Genomic DNA, 22,278 nt, shown 5'->3' with positions numbered 1-22,278 from the left:
GGCGCCGCGCATGACGATGCACGAGCCGGTCGCCCTGGCGCTCGGCGCCGGCGGTGCGCGCGGGCTGGCCCAGATCGGCGTCATCGAGGTGCTGGAGGAGCGCGGGTTCCGCATCGTCGCGATCTCCGGCGCGTCCAGCGGCGCGCTGGTCGGCGGCATACATGCGGCCGGCCGCCTGCGCGCGTTCGACGACACGCTGCGCTCGATGTCGCGACGCGATTTCCTGCGCCTGCTCGATCCCACGTTGCGCCGCGGCGGCCTGCTGCGCGGCGAACGCCTGCTCGACGCGATGCGCGACGTCGTCGGCGATCCGCGGATCGAAGACCTGCCGATCGAGTTCACCGCCGTCGCGGTCGACCTGCAACGGCAGCGCGAAGTATGGATCCGCGAGGGCCGCCTGTGGGATGCATTGCGCGCGTCGTTCGCGATCCCCGGCCTGTTCACGCCGCACGAGATCAACGGCCGCAACCTCGTCGACGGCGGCCTGCTGGCGCCGTTGCCGATCGCCGCGACCCGACTGTCCGACGCGCACCGGCTGATCGCCGTCGACATGCACGGCTGGCCGACCCAGCCACCGGGCACGCCGGCACACGCAGGCGAGACGCATGCGGGCGACGACGAGGACGGCCGCATGGGCCTGGTCGAAACGATGTCGCGCGCGCTCGACACCATGCAGGCGCAGATCTCCCGCGTGCAGCTGGCGCTGGATCCGCCGGAGCTGGTGATCCGCATTCCGCGCGACGTGTGCCTGTTCTACGAGTTCTGGCGCGCCGCCGAACTGATCGACGTCGGTCGTCTGCAGGCGACCCGCGCGCTGGACGACGCCGGGTACTGAGCGGCGTCGCAGGGTGATGGCGGCGTCTTCGCGCGCTGCCTCCCGAACGGCCCGTGGGCATGCGGCGACCGGAACGTCGGTCGCAGGTCACGAGGCCTGCAGGACGTGACGGTCGCGGGCGTGTCGTGGAACGCCTTCCGCATCGACGGGGCCATGCGCGGTACGCGCGTCGGCGCGGGTCAACCCTCGCGCCGGAACGCGCAGCGGACGTCATCGCGACGGGTCCCGCTCGCTTGGGCCGCTGCGGCCGCGTCGTCGATCGGGCCCTGGCAGTCGCGCCGGGCGGCGCGCCGAGCGGTCTCCCTCGCCACGGCATCGCGTAGCAGCCGCGAGCGCCGCCGGGGTCGCAGCCTGTGAGATGCGCGCCGCACAGACTGCGGCCATGCCCAGCCGGGCCATCGATCACCGCGTCCACAGGAGCTGCCGAGATGTCCCGTATCGCCCATGCCTCGCCCGATGCCGATGTCCCTGCCGATGCCGCCCTGCGCGCGCTGCTGCCCGCTGCGCTGTTCCTCGGCGCGGTCGCGCTGCTGTCGTTCCCCGGTCTGCGGACCGGCGCCACTGCGGTCGGCTGGCCGCCGCTGTGGCTGATCGGCATGCCGGCTGTCGCCTGGCTCACCCTGTTCCTGCGTCGCCTGCCGCGCCGCCGCAAGCTGGCCTCGTCAGCGGTCTTGCGGCGGCGTCGGCCAGGCCTTGCCCAGGCCCGGCGCCGGCCGGTCCCGCGCCGTCGCGGCCGGCTCTCGGTCCGCGCGGCACTTGTGGCCGCGGGCCTGCTGCCCGGCCTGCGCTGAGCCCATCTCGCGCAGGCAACAAGGGCGGCGTGACTTTGGTCATGCGGCCCGGGCCGGGAGTGCGTGCTAGCGTTGGCGGCTGTCTGTCCATGCGCCACCGGAGTGTCCATGTCCCACGTTTCCAAGCTCTGCCTCGCCGCGGCCGTTGCTGCCGGCCTGTCGATGGGCGCCGCATCTGCCCAGGAGGCCGCCGTGTCCGATCCCCACCAGTGGCTCGAAGCCGTCACCGACGAGAAGGCGCTGGACTGGGTCCGCGCGCATAACGCCGAGGCCGAGGCCGAACTGGCTGCGACGCCCGAATTCAAGCAGCTCGAATCCGACCTGCTGGGCATCTACGACTCCGACGACAAGATTCCCGCCGTCTACAAGCAGGGCGAGTGGTACTACAACTTCTGGCGCGATCGGAACCACGAGCGCGGCATCTGGCGCCGCACCACGCTCGAGGAATACCGCAGGCCGCAGCCCAAGTGGGAGACCGTGCTCGACCTCGACGCGCTCAACGAGTCGGAAGGCGAGAACTGGGTGTGGCACGGCGCCGACTGTCTGCGTCCGGCGTACACGCGCTGCCTGATCGCGCTGTCGCGCGGTGGCGCCGATGCCGACGTGACGCGCGAGTTCGATGTCGCGTCGAAGTCCTGGGTCGACGGCGGCTTCTTCCGCGAGGAAGCCAAGGGCGCACTGGGCTGGATCGACCAGGACAACGTCTACGTCTACACCGATTTCGGCGACGGCTCGCTGACCTCGTCGGGCTACCCGCGCATCGTCAAGCAGCTCGCGCGCGGCCAGTCGATGGATCAGGCCACGCTGGTGTACGAAGGCCAACCGGACGACATGTACATCGCCGCGATGCACGACGACACGCCGGGCTTCGAGCGTGATTTCGTCAGCCGCACGCTGGCCTTCTACAACGACGAGCTCTACCTGCGCGGCGCCGATGGCCAGCTGACCAAGATCGACGCGCCGAACTCGGCCAACAAGTCCGTGCATCACGACTGGCTGATGCTGGAACTGCGCGAAGCCTGGGACGTGGGCGGGCGCACGTATCCGGCCGGCTCGCTGCTCGCGGCGAATTTCGACGCCTTCATGGGCGGCAAGCGCGAGTTCGATGTGCTGTTCGAGCCGAGCGAGACCACCTCGCTCGCCGGCGCCACTTGGACGAAGAACCACCTCGTCCTCAACGTGCTCGAGGACGTCAAGAACAAGCTCACCGTGCTGACGCCGGGCGCCGATGGCTGGGCGCGCAGCGCCCTGACCGGCGTGCCGGAGCTCGGCACCGTTGCGGTCAGCGCCGTCGACAGCGACGAGTCCGACGCGGTGTGGATGACGGTCACCGACTACCTGACGCCGAGCACGCTGATGCTGGCCGAGGTGGGCGGCAACGCTGCGCCGGAAACGCTGAAGACGATGCCGGCCTTCTTCGACGCCAGCACGCATGAAGTCGAGCAGCACTTCGCCACGTCCAAGGACGGCACGCGCGTGCCGTACTTCCTCGTGCGTCCGAAGGACATGCCGCTCGACGGCAGCAATCCGACGCTGCTCTACGGCTACGGCGGCTTCGAGATCTCGCTGACGCCCGGCTATTCCGGCGGCGTCGGCAAGGGCTGGCTGGAGAAGGGCGGCGTGTACGCGGTCGCCAACATCCGCGGCGGTGGCGAGTACGGCCCGCGCTGGCACCAGGCGGCGCTCAAGCAGAACCGCCACAAGGCCTACGAGGATTTCGCCGCGGTCGCGCAGGACATGATCCAGCGCAAGATCACGTCGCCGGCCCATCTGGGCATCCGCGGCGGCAGCAACGGCGGTCTGCTGACCGGCAACATGCTCACGCAGTATCCGGAGCTGTTCGGCGCGGTCGTGATCCAGGTGCCGCTGCTCGACATGCAGCGTTATCACCAGCTGCTGGCGGGTGCGTCGTGGATGGCCGAGTACGGCAATCCCGACAAGCCGGAAGAGTGGGACTTCATCCGCACCTTCTCGCCGTACCACCTATTCGATCCGGCGAAGGACTATCCGCCGACGCTGATCCTGACCTCGACCCGCGACGACCGCGTCCATCCCGGCCACGCCCGCAAGATGATGGCGAAGATGTCCGAAGCCGGGAAGGACGTGCGTTATTACGAGAACATTGAAGGCGGCCACGGCGGCGCCGCGAACAACCGCCAGCAGGCGCACATGGACGCGCTCTACCTCACGTTCCTGTGGCAGCAACTGGGCAAGTGATTCGATCCCGCACCGGCCGCTTCTCGCGGCCGGTGTTCTTTTCGGCGTTGCATCGGCAGCGAGTGGACCCACCTATGAAGACATCTTTCCCGCGCGCGGCCGCACTGCTGGCCGCGCCGATCCTGACGAGCCTGAGCCTGATGAGTGTTTCTCCCGCGTCCCACGCCGCCGCGCCGGTCCCGCCCGACGCCGAACAGCGCCCGCACACCGTCACCGCGCCGCATGGCGCAGCGCGCGAGGACGTCTACTACTGGCTGCGCGACGACGAGCGCGAAGATCCGGCGATGCTGGCCTATCTCAACGCCGAGAACGCCTACGCCGACGCGATGCTCGCGTCGCTGAAGCCGGTCGAGGACACGCTGTACGACGAGATCGTCGCCCGCATCCAGCAGGACGACAGCTCGGTGCCGTACCGCGACCGCGGCTTCTGGTACTACGCGCGGTTCGAGACCGGCAAGGACTATCCGGTGCACGCGCGCCGCGCCGATGCGGCGGGCGTCGATGCCCTGTCGATCCAGGCCGCGAACGCGCGCGCCGATTTCAGCGGCGAGCAGGTCATGCTCGACGTCAACCAGCTGGCCGACGGCAAGGACTACTACGCGGTCGGCGACTGGGACGTGACCCGCGACAACCGCATTCTCGCTTACGCCGACGACACCAACGGCCGCCGCCAGTACACGATCCGTTTCAAAAATCTCGAGACCGGCGATGTCTATCCCGAATCGATCCCGGGCGTGTCGGCGAACCTCGTCTGGGCAGACGACAACAGGACGCTGTTCTACGTCGAGAACGATCCGGAAACGCTGTTGACCGTGCGCGTGAAGAAGCACGTGCTCGGCACGCCGGTCGCCGATGACGTGCTGGTGTACGAAGAGAAGGACGACAGCTTCTACATGGGCATCGACCGCACGCGCGACGACAAGTACATCGTCATCGGGGTCGGCAGCACCGTGTCGAGCGAACTCCGCTATGCGCCGGCCGACAACCCGGCCACCTTCGCCGTCCTCGCGCCGCGCGCGCGCGACGTCGAATACGACGCCGACCATTACGGCGGTCGCTGGGTGATCCGCACCAACGCAGACAAGGCGACGAACTTCAAGCTCGTCACCGCGCCCAGCGACGCCACCTCGCGCCGGCAGTGGACCGATCTGGTGCCGCATCGCGACGACGTCTACATCGAAGGCTATGAGCTGTTCGACGGGTTTACCGCGATCGAGGAACGCGCGCAGGCGCTCACCCGCGTGCGCGTGCTCAAGGCCGACGGCAGCGACGAGTTCGTGCAGGCCGACGAGCCCGCGTATGCGATGGGCCTGGCGGTCAATTCCGAAGCCGACACCGCGTGGCTGCGCTACAGCTACACCTCGCTGACCACGCCGGCGACGACGTTCGAGGTCAATACGCAGACCGGCGAGCGTCGCCAGCTCAAGCAGCAGGCCGTGATCGGCTACGACCCGGCGAACTACGTCACCGAGCGCGTGTGGACGACGGCGCGCGACGGCAAGCGCATTCCGGTCTCGCTGGTCTATCGCAAGGGTTTCGACAAGGACGGCACCGCGGCGCTGTTGCAGTACGGCTACGGCAGCTACGGCGCGTCGATGGATCCGGGCTTCTCGGTCACCAACGTCAGCCTGCTCGACCGCGGCATGGTCTATGCCATCGCGCACATCCGCGGCGGCGAGGAGATGGGGCGGGCCTGGTACGACGACGGCAAGCTGCTCAACAAGATCAATACGTTCACCGACTTCATCGACGTCACCGACGATCTGGTCAGGCAGGGCTACGCCGCCCCGGATCGCGTCGCGGCCTTCGGTGGCAGTGCCGGCGGTCTGCTGATGGGCGCGATCTCGAACATGGCGCCGGAAAAGTACCGCGTGATCCTGTCGCAGGTGCCGTTCGTCGACGTTGTCACGACGATGCTCGACCCGAGCATTCCGCTGACCACCAACGAATACGACGAGTGGGGCAACCCGGAAGAAAAGCGCTACTACGACTACATCCTCGGGTACTCGCCTTACGACAACCTCGACGCCAAGGCCTATCCGGCGATGTTCGTCGGCACCGGGCTGTGGGATTCGCAGGTGCAGTACTGGGAGCCGGCGAAATACGTGGCCAAGCTGCGCGATCTCAATACCGGGGCGGGGCCGGTGGTGTTCCGTACGAACATGGAGGCCGGCCACGGCGGCAAGTCGGGCCGTTTCCGCCGCTACCGCGAGTCGGCGGAGATGTATGCGTTCATGCTCGACCAGCTGGGCATCGGCGCTGCCCAGGCCTCGGCCCGCTGAGCGGGGCAGGCCGGACCCCGGTCACGATGCCGGTTCGCGGATTGACGCGGGCGCTCGGGGATAGCAGAATGCGCGGCTCGTCGTGGCGATGTCCGCGCGAGCCGATGGCTATGTAGCTCAGCCGGTTAGAGCACAGCACTCATAATGCTGGGGTCGGTGGTTCGAGTCCACCCATAGCCACCACACGAAAACCCGCCTTGCCGGCGGGTTTTTCGCATCTGCAGGACCGGTTTTCCGGGCCATCGCCGAGTGCAGCGTCGGCGTCTCGGCTTGTCGGGTCCGCGTGCCCGTGGCAGAGTCGATGCCAGTGACGCAAGTCAATCGTATCGAGGAGTCCGCATCGTGATCGATCCGGACGGGTTCAGACCCAATGTCGGCATCGTGCTGATGCGTCCGGACGGCCGTGTGTTCTGGGCGCGCCGGGTGCGTCGCGATGGCTGGCAGTTCCCGCAGGGCGGGATGAATACCGACGAGACGCCGCTCGAGGCGATGTATCGCGAGCTGCGGGAGGAAACCGGCCTGCTGCCCGAGCACGTCGACGTGCTGGGCGCGACGCCCGGCTGGCTGCGCTACCGCCTGCCGCAGCGCGCCATCCGCCGCAACGACCGCATCATCTGCATCGGCCAGAAGCAGGTCTGGTTCCTGCTGCAGTTCGTGGGCGATGACGACCATCTGTGCCTCGATCTGACCGAAACGCCGGAGTTCGATCACTGGCGCTGGGTGGACTTCTGGTATCCGCTCGAGCACGTGGTGATGTTCAAACGGGGCGTCTACGCCAGCGCGCTGCTGCACCTGGCGCCGTTCGCGCGCCAGATCGCCGGGCAGCAGGCCATTCCGCAGGCCGCGATCGAGGCGCGCGCCCGCAGCCGGTTCGGCGCACCACGACGTGCCCGGTCGCGCATGGGTGACGTCCGGGGCCGCGATTCCGACGGCAGCAGCGGGGCCTGAATCGTTCGCGTTTGACAATGATTCTCGTTCTGTGGCGAAATGCGGGTTCGCGCTCCGCCCAGGACTTCCGCCTTGTACGTCTGCATCTGCAACGGTGTCACCGACTCCCAGATCCGTCAGGCAGCCGCCGCCGGCTGCCGCGAGGTGGCGGAACTGACGATGCGGACCGGCTGCGGCGCGACCTGCGGCAGCTGCCTGGACATGGCCAGCGACCTGCTGCGCCGCAGCCACGCGGATCACGCGCTGCAGTCTGCCGGCGCGCTGTACGAGTTCCCGCTGATCGCCTCCGCCGCCTGAGGCATCGCGACCGGCTGCGGCCGGTCGCCACGCGATGCGCACGATTCGCGTTCCGTCACGGTCGTCCACGAGTGGCTAGAGTGGCCGAATTCGCGACACATGGAGCATCCCGATGAAGGGCGACGCGCAGGTCATCCGCTACCTCAACCAGGCGCTGTACAACGAGCTGACGGCGATCAACCAGTACTTCCTGCACGCCAAGATGCTGAAGAACTGGGGACTCGATGCGCTCGCCAAGCACGAGTACAAGGAGTCCATCGAGGAGATGAAGCACGCCGACGTGTTGTCGGAGCGCATCCTCTTCCTCGAAGGCCTGCCAAACTTCCAGGCACTGGGCAAGCTGCGCATCGGCGAGCATCCGGTCGAACTGCTCGAGTGCGATCTCGCGCTGGAGATGGAAGGCATCCCGCTGCTGCGCGAGGCGATCCTGCATTGCGAACAGGTCGGCGACTTCGTCAGCCGCAAGCTGCTGTCGGACATCCTCGAGAACGAAGAAGAACACGTCGACTGGCTGGAAACCCAGCTCGATCTCGTGGCGAGGATCGGCGCGGAGAACTATCTCCAGAGCCAGATGGGCGGCGACCAGCATTGAGCTCTCGCCGCCTTGGCTGCCGGGCATGACGCGGCACCCGCATCCCGGTTGATCCGGATGCCGCGTGCCCAGTCATCGCGACGCAGGCGAGTGGATGCGATGGGGCATCGGGATGCAACGGGTTCGCGATGCGAATCCGATGCCGCTGTCCGCATCGATCGGGCGGCAGAGCTGTCTGCTCAGGCGGAAATCGACGGATGCTGTTCGCGTAGCAGCCGGCGCGCGCGTGCGAATTCGTTGGAGACCAGCGCCACCGCGACCGCCGGACGTTCCAGGTGCCGTTCGCGTGCGCCCAGCTCGACGCGCTTGGCCGCGGCCGACAGCGACATCGCACCGAGGTTCGCGCTGGACGACTTCAACGAGTGCGCCGCGTCGCGCAAGGCGTCGTAGTCGGGTCCGTCGACCGCATTCTCCAGCGCGGTCAGCAGACGCGGCGTGTCGTCGAGGAACATCTCGACCAGCGCATCGACCTCGTCGCCGAGCATGGTGCGCAGATCGTCGAGCACTTCCTGATCGAGGATCGGCGGCAGCGCGGCAGCCGGCGGCGCCGCTGGCGCCGGCATCGCAGCGGGAATCACCGCGGGCGGCAGTGCGTCTTCGGCAACCGGTGCGTCCGCGCGTGCGTCGGCCGGCGCGAGTGTGGGCGCAGGATGGTGAGCCGCTTGCGGTGCGACGTCGTCCTGCGCCGGCATGACGTCGCGCTCCGAAGCGGCGCCCGGCGCCATCTCGATCGCATCGCCCTGCAGATCTGTTGCGGGTTGCTCGGTCTTCTCTTCCGTCTCGTCCACCGGCTGTGCGCTGACCTGCGGCGCCGGGGCGTCCGGGTCGAACCAGCGGTGCAGGCAGCGTTCGAGCTCGCTGCGCGTGACCGGCTTCGCCAGATAGTCGTCCATGCCGGCATCGAGGCACTTCTGGCGATCGCCCGCCATCGCGTTCGCGGTCATCGCGACGATCGGCAGGCGCCGTCCGACATGCTCCTCGGCCTCGTGCTCACGCCAGCGGCGGGTGGCGGTGTAGCCATCCATGACCGGCATCTGGCAATCCATCAGCACGATGTCGTAGCGCGACCCCGTGATGCGCAACAGGGCGGCTTCGCCATTGCTCGCGGTGTCGCAGGTGATGCCGAGGACCGCCAGCAGGCGCTGGCCGACCATCAGGTTGACCGGGTTGTCCTCGACCAGCAGCACGCGCGGCTTGCGCGGCGTGGCGCTGCGCGCGGCATCGGGGCTATCGGGCGGAATCGGCTGCGGCGACAGGTCGACGCCACCGGCCGGCGTCGCCACTGGCGCAGACGATGCCGGCGCATGCTCGGCCGTGGCTGCCGCTGCGCCGGTGTCGGCGGCGGGCGCGATCGCGGACGGGGCGTCGAGATCGAGGATCGCGACCCGCAGATCGGCATCCGGCGCCTGCCGGTTGAGCAGGGCGACGTTGCCGCGCAGCTCCTCGGGCACCGGCTCGTCGCCGTACAGGCAGACCAGGCGCAGCTGCCCGTACGCGGCCTGCCGGGTCACGTTGCGGTACAGCGCGACCGCGGTATTGCGCATGCCGGTGAGATCGGCGACGACGATCGAGTAGGCCCACGGCGCGCCCTGGCTGGCCGCGGTCCGCAGGCGGTCGAGCGCTTCCTGCGTGGTCTCGACCGCGCTCACACGCATGCCCCAGTTCGGCATCAGCATGCTCAGGCGCAGGCGCAGGCGCGGATCCGCGCTCAGCAACAGCACGCGGCCCTCGCGCGGATGGTGGTCTTCGGCAGGCATGTCGCCCTGCGCCTTCAGCAGCGGCAGTTCGAACCAGAACGTCGAGCCGACGCCGGGCTCGGAGTCGACGCCGATGCGGCCGCCCATCAGTTCGACGATGCGGCGCGAGATCGCCAGCCCGAGGCCCGTGCCGCCATAGAGCCGAGTAGTCGACGCGTCGGCCTGGTTGAATGCCTGGAACAGGCGCGCACGGCCTTCCGGCGAGATGCCGATGCCGGTGTCGCGGACCTCGAAACGCAACTGGTGCTGGGCCGCGGTTTCACCGATGCGGCGCACGCTGACGCCGATGCTGCCGCGCTCGGTGAACTTCACCGCGTTGCTCAGCAGGTTGCTGAGGATCTGCCGCATCCGCACCGGATCCCCGCGCACCGGCAGCCGCACGGACGGATCGACCTGCAGGCTGATGCGCAGGCCCTTGGTCTGGGCGGCGCGCTCCATCAGCTGGATCACGCTGTCGAGCAGTTCGCGCAGATGGAAGCCGGTGACCTCGAGATCGAGCTTGTTCGACTCCAGCTTGGAGTAGTCGAGGATGTCGTCGACGATGCGCTGCATCTGCTGCGACGACAGGTAAGCCGTGCGCACCAGTTCCGCGTGGTCGGGCGCCAGCTTGGCGTGCATCAGCAGGTCGAGCATCGGCGTGATGCCGTTGAGGGGCGTGCGGATCTCGTGGCTCATCGTCGCCAGGAACTCGCCTTTCGCCATCACCGCCGACTCGGCGGCCTGCTTGGCTTCACGCAGTTCGAGTTCCAGCTGGGTGCGCTGGTCGAGCTCGCGCTGCAGCTCGCCGAGGGCCAGTTCGTCGCGTCGCACGCGCTCGTCGGCCGCTTCGAGTTCGCGCACGCTCTGGTGCATGCGCACGCTGACCGCGATCGACGCGAATACCGCGAGCAGCGCCAGCACCAGGGCGATCGCCTGCCACGGGCCGGCGAGGCCGAGGGTCTCGAGCAGCATCGTGATCGCGGCACCGGCGGCGGCCCCGAGTGCGAGCCAGCGCAGCATCAGAGCGGAAGGGCGCCGGCGCGAGATCATCGGTCAGAGGACGGAGTGGTGGAAGTCGAAGTTCAGGCCGCCATCGACGCGCTGCACCAGGTTGCCCTGGATGAAGTCGATGCCGCTCATCCACAGCGTCGCCGCGGCCTGCGGGTCTTCCACCTGCTGGCCGATGACCTGCAGGCCGAGCCGGTGGGCGCGTTCGACCGAGACCCGCATTTCGTCGCGGACCTTGGGTTCGTCGAGCTGCCGCGAGTAACGCGCGGCCAGGCGCACGAAGCCCAGCGGCAGTTGCGCGAGCAGCGCATTGGCCTCGTCGCCGGCGCTGTACTGGCCGAGGCACAGCTGCACGCCGGCGGGGACCATCTTCGCGCAGAAATCCTGCAGCGACAGCGCGTGGATCAGCGCATCGTCCTGGCGCACGTCGATGACCAGCGACGGCCCGGGCAGGCCGCGCGAGGCGAGCGTGCCGACCAGCCATTCGGCCTGGCCGGGCTCGATCAGGCTGCGCGACGACTGCGACACGAACAGCCGCATCGGCGCGCCGCGTTGCTGGTGGACCTCGAGCGTGTCGAGGGCTAGCTCGAGCACGCGGCGGTCGATCTCGTGCAGCAGGCCGGCCGCTTCGGCAGCCGGCAGGATCCGCGCCGCCGAATGCAGCTCGCCGTCGCGACCGCGCAGCCGCAGCAGCGTCTGGTATTGCGCCTCGTCGCCGCCGGCGACGGCGACGATCGGCTGGAACGCGAGTTCGATGCGGTTGTCGGCTAGCGCGCCGGCGAGGTCCTGGCCGAATGCGTTCTGTTCGTCGCCGACCGGCTCGTCGGACGGCATGTGCACGGCGATGCCGAGCGGCGTACCGCGCGATTCGCGAAGGGCCTGCTCGGCAGCCGCGAGCGCGGCGCCGGGCTCGCCGTAGCCGTGGGCCAGATCGGCGTAGCCGACGAGGGCGCGCAGTCGGATCTGCTGGTCGGCGAGCGGAAACGGATGGCTGCCGATGCCGTCGCGCAGACTGCGCGCCCACGCATCGAGCTCGACACGGGCGACGCCCGGGGCGAAGACCAGGAACGTGTTGTCGTTGAGCCGCGTCGCCGGCGCGTCGCCGACAAGTTCGCGCACGTGGCGACCGGCGTCGGTCAGGATCGACTCCAGTCCGGCGTAGCCGTAGCGGTCCCGCAACGCGGTGATGCCTTCGATCTCGATGAAGCCTAGTGCGCCGCGCGCGCTGCCGGGAATCGCCTCGGCCAGCCGCTGCAGGATCTGCAGCCGGCTATTGAGGCCGGTTACGGGATGGCGCCCGGGCTCGGGCATCTGCTGAAGCGAACGGGCCCGGCGGATGCGGTTCTGCACCGCGGCGATCAGGTGTCGCGGCCGCACCGGCTTGGTCAGGAAGTCGTCGGCGCCGACTTCCAGCGCTTCGAAGTGGCGGTCCGGGTCCTCGTCGCCGGTCAGGAACACGACCGGAATGTGCGAGAACGCCGGCTGCTGCCGCAGCTGCGTGGTCAGCTCGTTGCCGTCCATGCCCGGCATGTGCAGGTCCATCAGCACCAGATCGGGCTGCACGCGCTGCAGCGTGGTCATGAATTCGTTGGCGACCGGCACCACGTGCGCTTCCATGCCGGCGCCATTGAGCACGCTTTCGGCGAACAGCGCCTGGCTGGGGTCGTCCTCGACCACCAGCACGCGATACGGCGGTTCGGCCGCGGCATCGGCCGACGCGGCGGCTGCCGTGGCCTCGCGCGTCGGCGCATTGCCGTCGTCGGTGGCGCGGCCGGGCAGGACCGCAGGCGCCGCGTCCGCGACCCAGCGACGCCAGTAGGCGGTGGGCGGGGTTTCTGCGCGGTCTCGGGAATCTGCTGCGGACATGAGGAGGACTGTGCCGGGATGTGGGGAAACAGGCAACTTTAGCGACCCGGCTGTGAGGACGCCCATCCGCGGTCTGCGCGCGAGGGCAGCGCGCGGGCCGCGAACGGAGCCCGCTGCCGCCGTGTCAGCGCGTGGCCGGCACCCGGGGCGCCCGCCGGAACACGCGTCGCCAGATCCACCACACCAGGCACGCGCCCAGCACACCGATGCCGACGACCAGCCCCAGCGCGATCCACGGATACGCGAAGGCGAGCGCCAGGGCCGACACCGTCACGACATCTTCGGTCAAGGAGGCCGCGAGGTTGCTGACCGGCTCCGGCGAGGTGTTGAGCAGCAGCCGCGTGCCGGCCTTCAGCACATGGCTGGTCAGGGCGACGCCGGCGCCCGTCGCCAGCATGCCGGCCCCGAGATCGCCGTCGGGCGACAGCGTGGCCGCGGCGAGGAACGCGCCCGCCGGCACGCGCGCCAGCGTCTGCAGCAGGTCCCAGCCCGAATCGACACCGGGGATCTTGTCGGCGAAGAATTCCACCGCGGCCAGCACGCCCGACACGCCGATGACCCACGGCGACGCGGTGATCGCCAGCGCCGGCGGGAGATCGAGCCAGCCGAACAGGCCGGCGATGCCGAGACCGAAGACGGTCAGGTAGACGCGGATGCCGGCGAGCCAGGCCAGCAGGACGCCGATCGCGAACAGATGGGCTTCCGACATCGCGGACTCCGGGCGGGCGGAACGGAACGTCTGCCCAACGGCCGCGAGTATAGAAGCGCCTCCGGGTTGACGCGCGTTCCGCCCGCTCGCTATACCGTCGCGATGACCGAGCCGTCCTCACCCCCGCCCGCGCCCGTCGAGCCCGCGGCCGCGCCGCCGCCGCGCGCGCCGTCCGCCGCGCCACCGCTGGCGCCGGCCCGCTGGATGCTCGTCGTCGCGGCGCTCGTGCTCGTGTCGCTGGCATTCGGACTGTGGGGCGCTTGGCGCGTGCTGCTGCCGCCCGCCGACGATCCGCACCAGCAGCTCGCCCGTCAGGCCGGCACGCTGGAAGACCTCGAGCAGCAGGTCGCGACGCTGACCCGCTCCGACCAGATCAGCCGGGACGCCAACCGTGAGCTGCAGGGCACGCTGGCCGAGCGCGATGAAGAGATCGCCGCGCTGCGGGCGGATGTCGCGTTCTACGAACAGTTCGTCGGCGCGACGGCGCAGCGTCGCGGCCTGACCGTGCACGAACTGCGTCTGCAGCCGCAGACCGACCAGGGCTGGCACTTCACCGCCACGCTGACCCAGAGCCTGAACCGCGACGCGGCCAGTGCCGGCCGGGTGCGGCTGTCGATCGAGGGCACCCGCAACGGCCAGCTCGAAACCCTGGACTGGGGCGATCTGCGTCAGCAGGCGGATGCGGAAGCGGTGGCCTATTCGTTCAAGTATTTCCAGCAGGTCGAAGGCGACATCGTGCTGCCGCCCGGCTTCCAGCCGCTGCGGGTCACGGTGCGGCTGGCGCCCGACGGCGGCGCCGCGGTCGAACGTGCGTTCAGCTGGGCCGACGTGACGCCGCGTTCCGCCCCCGACGCTTGATCGAGCGGCATGCGCCCCCCATCCTGTGGGGCATGAACGATGTCTTCGCCATTGAAAGTCCCGGATACCAGTCGCTGGACCGCCCGCTGGACTTCACGCCCGCTGCGGCGGCGAAGGTCCGCGAACTGATCGCCGGCGAGGGCAATCCGGCGCTGAACCTGCGTGTCTACATCCAGGGCGGCGGCTGCTCTGGGTTCCAGTACGGCTTCGAGTTCGACGAGGCGCGCGCCGAGGACGATCTGGCGATCACCACCAACGACGTCACTCTCGTGGTCGATCCGCTGAGCCTCCAGTACCTGATGGGCGCGGCGGTGGATTACGTCGAAAGCCTGCACGGCGCGCAGTTCACGATCCGCAACCCGAATGCGAAATCGACCTGCGGTTGCGGCAGCAGTTTCACCGTCTGACGTCGACGCGACCTCGCGTTCGCACGCCGCGCGGCGATAATCGCGCGCATGACCTTCAGTTTCCTCGACGATCCCCTCGATCGCGCCGAACACCTGCGCACCGATTCCGCGGCGCTGGCGCGCCTCTGGCCCGATGCCCGCGTCCTGCTGCTCGACACCGCGGGTGATGCCGCGGTCGACGCCGATGGCCTGCCGCCGGCGCTGACCGGCACCGCCGTCGGCGCACGGCCCGAGACTGCGATCTTCCTCGGCCTGCACGACGCGCAGGCCTGGTTCGCCTTGCCGGCCAGCGATGCACCCGCCAGCCTGGCCGCCGCTGCGGTCGTGGATCTGCGCACGGCGGCCGCGCACTGGCCCGCGCGCGCGGCGACGGCTTTCGCCCAGGCGCGCGCGGTGCTGCACTGGCGCACGCGGCACCGGTTCTGCGGCGCCTGCGGCGGCGTGCTGACGTGGGCGCGTGCCGGCTGGCTCGGCCGCTGCCCGCAGTGCGGCCTCGAACACTATCCGCGCACCGATCCGGCCGTGATCGTGGCCGTGACCGACGGCGCGCGCCTGCTGCTCGGCCGGCAGGCGGCGTGGCCGCCGCGGCGCTATTCCACGCTGGCGGGCTTCGTCGAGCCGGGCGAAACCCTGGAGCAGACGGTGGTGCGCGAGGTCTTCGAAGAAAGCGCGGTGCGCATCCGCAGCTGCCGCTATCTCGCGTCGCAGCCCTGGCCGTTTCCCTCGTCGCTGATGCTGGGCTTCATCGCCGAGGCGATGCCGGACACGCCGCAGGTCAACGACGAACTCGAGGAGGCGCGCTGGTTCACCGCCGACGAGATCGGCGCGGCCTTGCGGGACGCGTCGGGGGACACGGGCGTGTTGCTGTCGCCGAAGCTCTCGATCTCGCGCTGGCTGATCGCGCAGTGGCACGCGCAGCACGTGGACGCGGGACGCGCGTAGCGACGGAATACGGATCCGCAGCGGCATGCCCGCTGCCTTGCCACCGCACGCGTGTCACGACAGGGGCCGCAAGGCGCCTGTCGAACAGGCAACGTCCGGGATGGGTCCGCACCCGGATGGTGGAACGGCGCGAGTGCCGGACGCCTGCCGAGCGCGCGGGGCATGCGAGGCGAAGAGCCGGCCCGTACCTGCGAACTGCACCGCGCGGGTGTCTAGCCTGGCGCCATCCAGCGGAACGCAGCCCACGGCAGATTGCGCGCGATGCCGAACAGCGCGAGCAGGCCGATCCAGAACGTCGCCGTCGACAGCAGGCGGGCGACCGGGCGCAGCCACTGCGGTCGCCAACCCGCACGCCAGGCGACGAACGCCGGCGTGGCGAGCAGCAGCACCAGCAGCAGGGGATTCATCGCGAAGGCCTGCGGCACGTCGCCGTGGGCGAGCGCGTGCAGGCAACGGGTCAGGCCGCAACCCGGGCAATGCCAGCCGGTCACGGTGTAGAACATGCACGGCGGAAACGGGCTGCCCGGCGCCGTCGGGTCGAACGTGCGCAGCAGCCAGAGGCCCGCCGCGCCCGCGGCCACGCCGGCGCCCGCGAGGGCGACGGTCGTGGCGCGGACGCGCGGCAGGCGCATCTGGCCGTGCGCGGAGGCCATCAGTTGCCGGCCTGGATCTGCTCGAACATTTCCTGGTACATCGCCATGCCGCCGCCGAGCGTCAGCGAGTAGATCGTCCAGATCAGGCCGATGATGCACAGGCCGGTCGTCACCCAGCACCAGGTCTTGGCGGTGTTCGACGCGCGTTGCGCGCCGGGAAGATCGCCCATGCCCAGCAGCGTGTTGACCTTGGCCGCGAACACGATCGCGACGATGCCCGGAATGGTGCCGATCACGCAGCACAGGCACAGCGACAGCACGGTGGCGACGATCGACCACGCCAGGTAGTTCGGCACCGTGCCAGGCGCGAGCGGCGCGCCCGGCTGCGGCGCGCCGTAGGGTGCCGCATAGGGATCGGTCGGCGGCGGCGGCGGCGGGGGTGGCGGTGGCGAGGGTGGCATCGAACTCATCGTCGGATCTCCTGGAGAAAAAACGGGTGGTGACAACGGATCCACGTCCGGCGCTGCCGGCGTGACGCCGCTACTGTAACGCCGTGACGCGACGCGGCGCAGCACGCCGGGCGCGATGCCGCGCGCAGGTCATGCGGCGTCGCCGCGCAGCGCGCGCACCTTGTATTCGAGCTCGGCGGCCGTCGGCACGCCGGTGTCGACCGGCGGTGCGGCGACGACTTCGATCGCGGCGCGGAACCGGCGCGGCACGCGCATGCGGCCCAGCCGCGTGTCGTGATGGCTCCACATGCTCGACCACATGCCGCGCAGCGCCATCGGCACGACGGGTACCGTCTGTCCCCGTGCCGCGGCGCGCGCGAGGATGCGCTCGACGCCGGTCTTGAACGCGGTCATCTCGCCGTCGCGCGTCAGCCGGCCCTCGGGAAAGATGCCCACGACCTCGCCCTCGGCCAGCGCCGCATCGACCGTGTCGAACGCGCGTTGCATCATCGCGACGTCTTCTTTTGCGCCGGCGATCGGGATCGCCTTCGCATGCCGGAAGATCCAGCGCAGGCCGGGGACGGCGAAGATGCGGTGGTACATGACGAAGCGCACCGGCCGCGGCATCGCCGCCGACAGGATCAGCGCGTCCATGTAGCTGACGTGGTTGCAGACCACGAGCGCCGGGCCGGTGTCGGGCACCGCGGTGTCGGCGCCGCGCACGCGCAGGCGGTACAGCGCGCGCACCAGCAGCATGCTGGCGAAGCGCATCAGGAATTCGGGCACGATCGTGAAGATCCACACCGCGACCAGTGCATTGGCGATCGCCAGCGCCAGGAACACCTGCGGGATGCCGAGCCCGGGCAGCGGGATCGTGACGCCGCCCAGCGTCACGCCCTCCATCTGCAGCGCGATGCCGAGCACGGCCGCGCCGACGATGAAGAGCGAGTTCTGGATGTTGAGCCCGGCGATCACGCGCGAGAGTTCGGAGCGCGGCGTGCGGCTCTGGATCAGCGCGAACAGCGGCACCACGAAGAATCCGGCGCACAGGCCGATGCCGGTCAGGTCGAGCGCGATGCGCCAGCCGGCCCAGTCGCCGAGGAACTGGGCGAGCGTCAGCCCGGTCGCGGGTGGCAGGCCGGGGCGCGCGAAGTACAGATCGAGCAGGAACGCGCTGATGCCGAACGCGCCCAGCGGCACCAGGCCGATCTCGACCGAACGTCCCGACAGTTTCTCGCACAGCAGCGAGCCGACACCGATGCCGACCGAGAACAGCGCCAGCGCGAAGATGTACAGCGAGGTGTCGTTGGCCACGCCGCCCAGGTAGACCTCGCCGTAGGTCGGCAGCTGCGCGGTCAACACGGTGCCGACGAACCAGAACCACGACACCCCGAGGATCGCGTTGCGCACCGCGAGCTGGCGCCGCGCCAGCCGCAGCACGGCGATCGATTCGGGGATCGGGTTCCAGTTGATCTTGAGATCCGGCGCGCCGGCGTCGACCTTCGGGATACGTCGCGCGACCACGTTGCCGGCGATCGCCAGCACGATCACCGAGACCGCCGCGGCTTCCGGACCGTACTGGCCGGCCACCTGGAAGATCAGCCCACCGTAGAGCATGCCGACGAGGATCGAGATCGACGTGCCCATCTCGACGAGGCCGTTGCCGCCGGTCAGTTCCTCGGGCTTGAGCACCGACGGCAGGATCGAATACTTCACCGGGCCGAACAGCGTCGACTGGGTGCCGGTCAGGAACAGCGCGACCAGCAGCACGGTCATGCTTTCGAGCACGAAGCCGAGCGCGGCGATCGACATGATGCCGATCTCCATCGCCGTCGTGATGACGATCAGTTTCTGTTTCTCCATGCGCTCGGCGATCTGGCCGGCGATCGCGGAGAACAGGAAGTACGGCAGGATGAACAGCGCCGGCGCGAGGTTGGTGTAGAGCGTCTTCTCGGCCGATCCGACGCCGAGGAAGAACAGCAGCGCGATGATCGACTGCCGGTAGACGTTGTCGTTGAACGCGCCCAGGGCCTGGACGGTGAAGTAGGGCAGAAACCTGCGCTGGCGCAGCAGTGCGAACTGGGAGTGGCCGGCCATGCAGGTTCCTTGCGTCAGGCGCGCAGCCTAGCAAACGACGATGACGCATCGCGCGTCACGGGCAGGCGGTCGCGATCAGGCCGTCGGCGGTTCGGCGGTGTCGCGGACGGCGCGGTAGCGCTGCTCCAGCTCCTGGCGGATCTCGCGGCGCTGGTGTCCCTGGCGGAACCGGCGCCGGCCTTCCTCGGTCGTCGGCTCGCGCGGCGGCACCGGCGTCGGCCGGCCGTCCTCGTCCATCGCGACCATCGTGAAGAAGCAGCTGTTGGTATGCCGCACCGAGCGCTCGCGGATGTCCTCGGTGATGACCTTGATGCCGACTTCCATCGACGTGCGCCCGGTGTAGTTCACCGACGCGAGGAAGGTCACCAGCTCGCCGACGTGGATCGGCTCGCGGAACGTGACCTGGTCGACCGACAGGGTCACGACGTAACGCCCGGCGTAGCGGCTGGCGCAGGCGTAGGCGACCTCGTCGAGATACTTCAGCAGCGTGCCGCCATGGACGTTGCCGGAAAAGTTCGCCATGTCCGGCGTCATCAGCACGGTCATGCTGAGCTCGGCGTTGCCTGGAGTCATACGGGACACCTCGGTGGCGGGCGACGGATGCGGACGACGCCGCGATTCTGCACTGCGGCGCGACGCCCGTCAGCGGCCGGCGTTCGCCGCGCGCTCGCGTTCGATCGCGCGCCAGCCGATGTCGCTGCGGTGGAAGGCGCCGTCCCACGAGATGCAGGCCATCGCCGCATGCGCGCGCTGCTGCGCATCGGCCACCGAATCGCCGAGCGCCGCCACGCACAGCACGCGGCCGCCGGCGGTCACGATCTGGCCGTCGACGAGCGTCGTGCCCGCATGGAACACCTTGGTGTCGGGCGCTGCCGGCGCGTCGGCGAAGACGATGACGTCGCCGGTGCGCGGGGTCTCGGGGTAGGGCGACGCGGCCATGACCACGCCGAGCGCGGGCCGCGGATCCCACTGCACGTCGACATCGGCGAGGCGCGCATCGAGCGCCGCGTCGACTAGGTCCGACAGGTCGCTCTGCAGGCGCAGCAGGATCGGCTGGGTTTCCGGATCGCCGAAGCGCACATTGAACTCGATGACCTTCGGCGCGCCGTGCGCGTCGATCATCAGCCCGGCGTAGAGGAAGCCGCTGAAGGGCGCGCCGTCGGCGGCCATGCCGCGTACCGTCGGGTCGATGACCTCGCGCAGGATGCGTGCCTGCACCTCGGGCGTGACCACCGGCGCCGGCGAATACGCGCCCATGCCGCCGGTGTTCGGACCGGTGTCGCCGTCGCCGACGCGCTTGTGGTCCTGGCTCGTCGCCATCGGCACGGCGGTCGTGCCGTCGACCATCGCGATGAAGCTCGCTTCCTCGCCGGTGAGGAATTCCTCGATGACGACGCGTGCGCCGGCTGCGCCGAAGGCATTGCCCGACAGCATGTCGACGATCGCCGCTTCCGCGTCCTCCTGTGTCATCGCGACGATGACGCCCTTGCCGGCGGCGAGGCCGTCCGCCTTCACGACGATCGGCGCGCCGTGCTGGCGCACGTACTCGAGCGCCGTATCGGCATCGGTGAACACCGCATAGTCGGCGGTCGGAATCCGGTGGCGGGCGAGGAAGTCCTTCGCGAACGCCTTGCTGCCTTCCAGCTGCGCGGCCGCGGCGCTGGGCCCGAAGATGCGCAGGCCGGCGGCCTGGAAGCGATCGACGATGCCGGCGACCAGCGGCGCCTCCGGGCCGACCACGGTGAATGCGACGTCCTCGCTGCGGGCCAGGTCGAGCAGGGCGTCGAGATCGGTCGCGGCGATCGCCACGTTGCGGCATTTGGCCTCGTGCGCGGTGCCGGCGTTGCCGGGCGCGACCAGGACCTCGGCGACCCGCGGCGACTGCGCCAGCTTCCACGCCAGCGCGTGTTCGCGCCCACCGGCGCCGATGACGAGCAACTTCAACATGGCAACACCAGGGCATCGGAAGGACCGTCGATTTTAACGACAGCCGCGCCGCAGCGCGCCGGTGTCGACGCGCGCGGGCCGTCGACGGTGCGGGTGCTAGGCTCGATCGCCCTGCCATCCACGGAGCCGCCGACGCGATGGCGCTTGTCCAGCTGATCGAAGCCACCCTGTCGCCCATCGTCGATGCGATCAACGGCGTGCTGTGGAATTACGTGCTGGTCGGCGTGCTGCCGCTGGTGGGTCTGTGGTTCACGGTGCGGCTCGGCGCGATCCAGTTCCGCCGTTTTCCCAAGATGCTGTCCGGCCTGTTGCGCGGGACCGGCGACGACAGGGCCGGCATCTCGCCCCTGCAGTCGCTGTGCACCAGCCTCGCCTCGCGCGTGGGCACCGGCAACCTGGTCGGCGTGGCGATCGCGCTGGGCGTCGGCGGGCCCGGTGCGATGTTCTGGATGTGGATCGTCGCGTGCGTCGGCATGGCGACCGCCTATGTGGAAAGCACATTGGCGCAGCTGTACAAACAGCGCGACGCGGCCGGCCAGTACCGCGGTGGCCCGGCGTCGTACATGGCCCGCGGCCTCGGCGCACCGTGGCTCGGCGCGATCTTCTCCGTCTGCCTGATCCTCGCGTTCGGGCTGGTGTTCAGCGCGGTGCAGGCGAATTCGATTTCCGAAGCGGTTGCCGCCGCCTGGGGCGTGCCGTCGGCCTGGACCGCGGGCGTGCTGGTGCTGGTCGCGGCGCCGGTGATCTTCGGCGGCCTGCGCCGCGTGGCGAAGCTGTCGGAAATCGTGGTGCCGGCGATGGCCGTCGCCTATCTGCTGCTGGCGGCCTGGGTGATCGTGGTCAATCTGGCCGAGGTGCCGGCGACGCTGGCCTTGATCGTGCGCAGCGCCTTCGGCCTCGAGCAGGCGGCGGGCGGCGTGCTCGGCGGTCTCGCGGTCGCGCTGCTCAACGGCGTCAAGCGCGGGCTGTTCTCGAACGAGGCCGGCATGGGCAGCGCGCCGAACATCGCCGCGTCGGCGACGCCGGCGCCGCATCATCCGGCGAGCCAGGGCCTGGTGCAGGCCTTCGGCGTGTTCATCGACACGCTGGTGATCTGCACCGCGACCGCGCTGATGATCCTGCTCTCGGGCGCGCTCGAGACGGCCGGCGGCGATGGCGCGGTGCTGACCCAGCAGGCGATGGCCGTGCATTTCGGCGGCCTCGGGCCGGTGTTCATCGCGGTCGCGCTGTCGCTGTTCGCGACGACCTCGATCTTCGGCAACTACGCCTACGCCGAAAGCGCGGTGCTGTATCTGCGCGGCGGCCGGGTCGGGATCCTGCTGCTGCGCGTGGGCTGCCTGGCGATGGTCGCCTGGGGCGCGTTCGCGAAGGTCGATCTGGTCTGGAGCACCGCGGACGCGGCGATGGGCACGATGGCGATCGTCAATCTGGTCGCCATCGTGCTGCTGTCGGGCGTCGTGATCCGGGTGACCCGCGACTACGACCGCCAGATCCGCGCCGGCAATCCGTCGCCGCGCTTCGATGCCGCGGACTTTCCGGAACTCGGCGATCGCATCGACCGCAGCATCTGGACGGCGGCGAAGACCGTGGCACCGATGCCGGACGGTGCGGACGGGGCAGGCGAACGCGCGCGCTGACCGCGGCGGTTCGAGACGGGCGACGTCCATCCGGACGCGGCGGCATCGCCAGCGTGCGATGTCAGCA

General features: G+C 69.7%; 19 protein-coding genes and 1 tRNA gene. 12 read left to right on the top strand and 8 right to left on the bottom strand.

Annotated elements, in window-relative coordinates; translation table 11 throughout:
* The first annotated feature begins 10 nt into the window (after window positions 1-10).
* The 8 genes from CJ022_RS03410 (at window position 11) to bfr (ending at window position 7,962) form a co-directional block, all read left to right on the top strand.
* Window positions 11-835, top strand: coding sequence for a patatin-like phospholipase family protein (locus tag CJ022_RS03410; RefSeq protein WP_101925283.1), 825 nt, complete (start codon window positions 11-13; stop codon window positions 833-835).
* A gap of 428 nt (window positions 836-1,263) precedes the next feature.
* Window positions 1,264-1,626, top strand: coding sequence for a hypothetical protein (locus tag CJ022_RS03405; protein ID WP_101925282.1), 363 nt, complete (start codon window positions 1,264-1,266; stop codon window positions 1,624-1,626).
* Window positions 1,627-1,734: 108 nt separating this feature from the next.
* Window positions 1,735-3,843, top strand: coding sequence for a prolyl oligopeptidase family serine peptidase (locus tag CJ022_RS03400; RefSeq protein ID WP_101925281.1), 2,109 nt, complete (start codon window positions 1,735-1,737; stop codon window positions 3,841-3,843).
* Window positions 3,844-3,917: 74 nt separating this feature from the next.
* Complete coding sequence (locus CJ022_RS03395) at window positions 3,918-6,125, top strand: S9 family peptidase (protein ID WP_199171427.1); 2,208 nt, start codon at window positions 3,918-3,920, stop codon at window positions 6,123-6,125.
* Window positions 6,126-6,231: 106 nt separating this feature from the next.
* Window positions 6,232-6,308: transfer RNA gene (locus tag CJ022_RS03390), tRNA-Met, on the top strand.
* Between the two features lie 159 nt (window positions 6,309-6,467).
* Window positions 6,468-7,073 (top strand): RNA pyrophosphohydrolase, encoded by a 606-nt coding sequence (locus CJ022_RS03385; protein WP_101925280.1) that lies wholly within the window; start codon window positions 6,468-6,470, stop codon window positions 7,071-7,073.
* A 72-nt stretch (window positions 7,074-7,145) separates the two neighbouring features.
* A complete protein-coding gene (locus tag CJ022_RS03380) occupies window positions 7,146-7,370 on the top strand; it encodes a (2Fe-2S)-binding protein (RefSeq protein ID WP_101925279.1) in 225 nt (74 codons plus the stop codon).
* 112 nt (window positions 7,371-7,482) lie between these two features.
* Window positions 7,483-7,962: a bacterioferritin gene (bfr, locus tag CJ022_RS03375; protein ID WP_101925278.1), complete on the top strand. Its 480-nt coding sequence runs from the start codon at window positions 7,483-7,485 to the stop codon at window positions 7,960-7,962.
* A gap of 179 nt (window positions 7,963-8,141) precedes the next feature.
* Here the strand turns inward: bfr and CJ022_RS03370 are convergent, their stop codons facing one another.
* From CJ022_RS03370 to CJ022_RS03360, 3 genes are all read right to left on the bottom strand, one after another.
* Window positions 8,142-10,718, bottom strand: a complete 2,577-nt coding sequence (locus CJ022_RS03370; RefSeq protein WP_233198584.1) for a hybrid sensor histidine kinase/response regulator — start codon at window positions 10,716-10,718, stop codon at window positions 8,142-8,144.
* A 33-nt stretch (window positions 10,719-10,751) separates the two neighbouring features.
* The gene (locus CJ022_RS03365; RefSeq protein WP_101925277.1) at window positions 10,752-12,572 is read right to left on the bottom strand and encodes an EAL domain-containing protein; all 1,821 of its coding nucleotides are present in this window, start codon (window positions 12,570-12,572) and stop codon (window positions 10,752-10,754) included.
* A gap of 124 nt (window positions 12,573-12,696) precedes the next feature.
* Window positions 12,697-13,281: a DUF4126 domain-containing protein gene (locus tag CJ022_RS03360; RefSeq protein WP_101925276.1), complete on the bottom strand. Its 585-nt coding sequence runs from the start codon at window positions 13,279-13,281 to the stop codon at window positions 12,697-12,699.
* A 102-nt stretch (window positions 13,282-13,383) separates the two neighbouring features.
* Between CJ022_RS03360 and CJ022_RS03355 the strand changes: the two genes are divergently transcribed.
* From CJ022_RS03355 to nudC, 3 genes are read left to right on the top strand one after another with little or no spacing between them, the layout of a single operon-like run.
* The gene (locus CJ022_RS03355; protein WP_233198583.1) at window positions 13,384-14,139 is read left to right on the top strand and encodes a DUF6776 family protein; all 756 of its coding nucleotides are present in this window, start codon (window positions 13,384-13,386) and stop codon (window positions 14,137-14,139) included.
* A gap of 32 nt (window positions 14,140-14,171) precedes the next feature.
* Window positions 14,172-14,546 carry an iron-sulfur cluster insertion protein ErpA gene (erpA, locus tag CJ022_RS03350; protein WP_101925275.1) on the top strand — a complete coding sequence of 125 codons (375 nt, stop codon included), beginning with the start codon at window positions 14,172-14,174 and terminating at the stop codon, window positions 14,544-14,546.
* Between the two features lie 48 nt (window positions 14,547-14,594).
* The gene (gene nudC, locus CJ022_RS03345; protein ID WP_101925274.1) at window positions 14,595-15,488 is read left to right on the top strand and encodes an NAD(+) diphosphatase; all 894 of its coding nucleotides are present in this window, start codon (window positions 14,595-14,597) and stop codon (window positions 15,486-15,488) included.
* A gap of 212 nt (window positions 15,489-15,700) precedes the next feature.
* On the opposite strand, the gene CJ022_RS03340 is transcribed toward nudC, so the two are convergent.
* The 5 genes from CJ022_RS03340 to purD form a co-directional block, all read right to left on the bottom strand.
* On the bottom strand, window positions 15,701-16,141 hold the full coding sequence (locus CJ022_RS03340; protein WP_233198582.1) for a DUF2752 domain-containing protein: 441 nt from the start codon (window positions 16,139-16,141) through the stop codon (window positions 15,701-15,703).
* Window positions 16,141-16,551 (bottom strand): CD225/dispanin family protein, encoded by a 411-nt coding sequence (locus tag CJ022_RS03335; RefSeq protein ID WP_101925273.1) that lies wholly within the window; start codon window positions 16,549-16,551, stop codon window positions 16,141-16,143. The genes CJ022_RS03340 and CJ022_RS03335 overlap by 1 nt, the downstream gene beginning before the upstream one ends.
* Before the next feature lie 129 nt (window positions 16,552-16,680).
* Window positions 16,681-18,627, bottom strand: coding sequence for an MFS transporter (locus CJ022_RS03330; RefSeq protein ID WP_101925272.1), 1,947 nt, complete (start codon window positions 18,625-18,627; stop codon window positions 16,681-16,683).
* 75 nt (window positions 18,628-18,702) lie between these two features.
* Window positions 18,703-19,200: an acyl-CoA thioesterase gene (locus CJ022_RS03325; protein WP_101925271.1), complete on the bottom strand. Its 498-nt coding sequence runs from the start codon at window positions 19,198-19,200 to the stop codon at window positions 18,703-18,705.
* Window positions 19,201-19,269: 69 nt separating this feature from the next.
* Entirely contained in the window at window positions 19,270-20,571 is a 1,302-nt protein-coding gene (gene purD, locus CJ022_RS03320) for a phosphoribosylamine--glycine ligase (RefSeq protein ID WP_101925300.1), read from the bottom strand.
* Window positions 20,572-20,711: 140 nt separating this feature from the next.
* Between purD and CJ022_RS03315 the strand changes: the two genes are divergently transcribed.
* On the top strand, window positions 20,712-22,211 hold the full coding sequence (locus CJ022_RS03315) for an alanine/glycine:cation symporter family protein (protein ID WP_199171426.1): 1,500 nt from the start codon (window positions 20,712-20,714) through the stop codon (window positions 22,209-22,211).
* The last annotated feature ends 67 nt before the right edge of the window (window positions 22,212-22,278 follow it).

The sequence above is a fragment of the Luteimonas rhizosphaerae genome, from assembly GCF_002849595.1.
GTDB classification, from domain to species: domain Bacteria; phylum Pseudomonadota; class Gammaproteobacteria; order Xanthomonadales; family Xanthomonadaceae; genus Luteimonas; species Luteimonas cellulosilyticus.
Note: the sequence above shows the minus strand (reverse complement) of the source record. Positions and strands in the feature narration are given on the sequence as shown.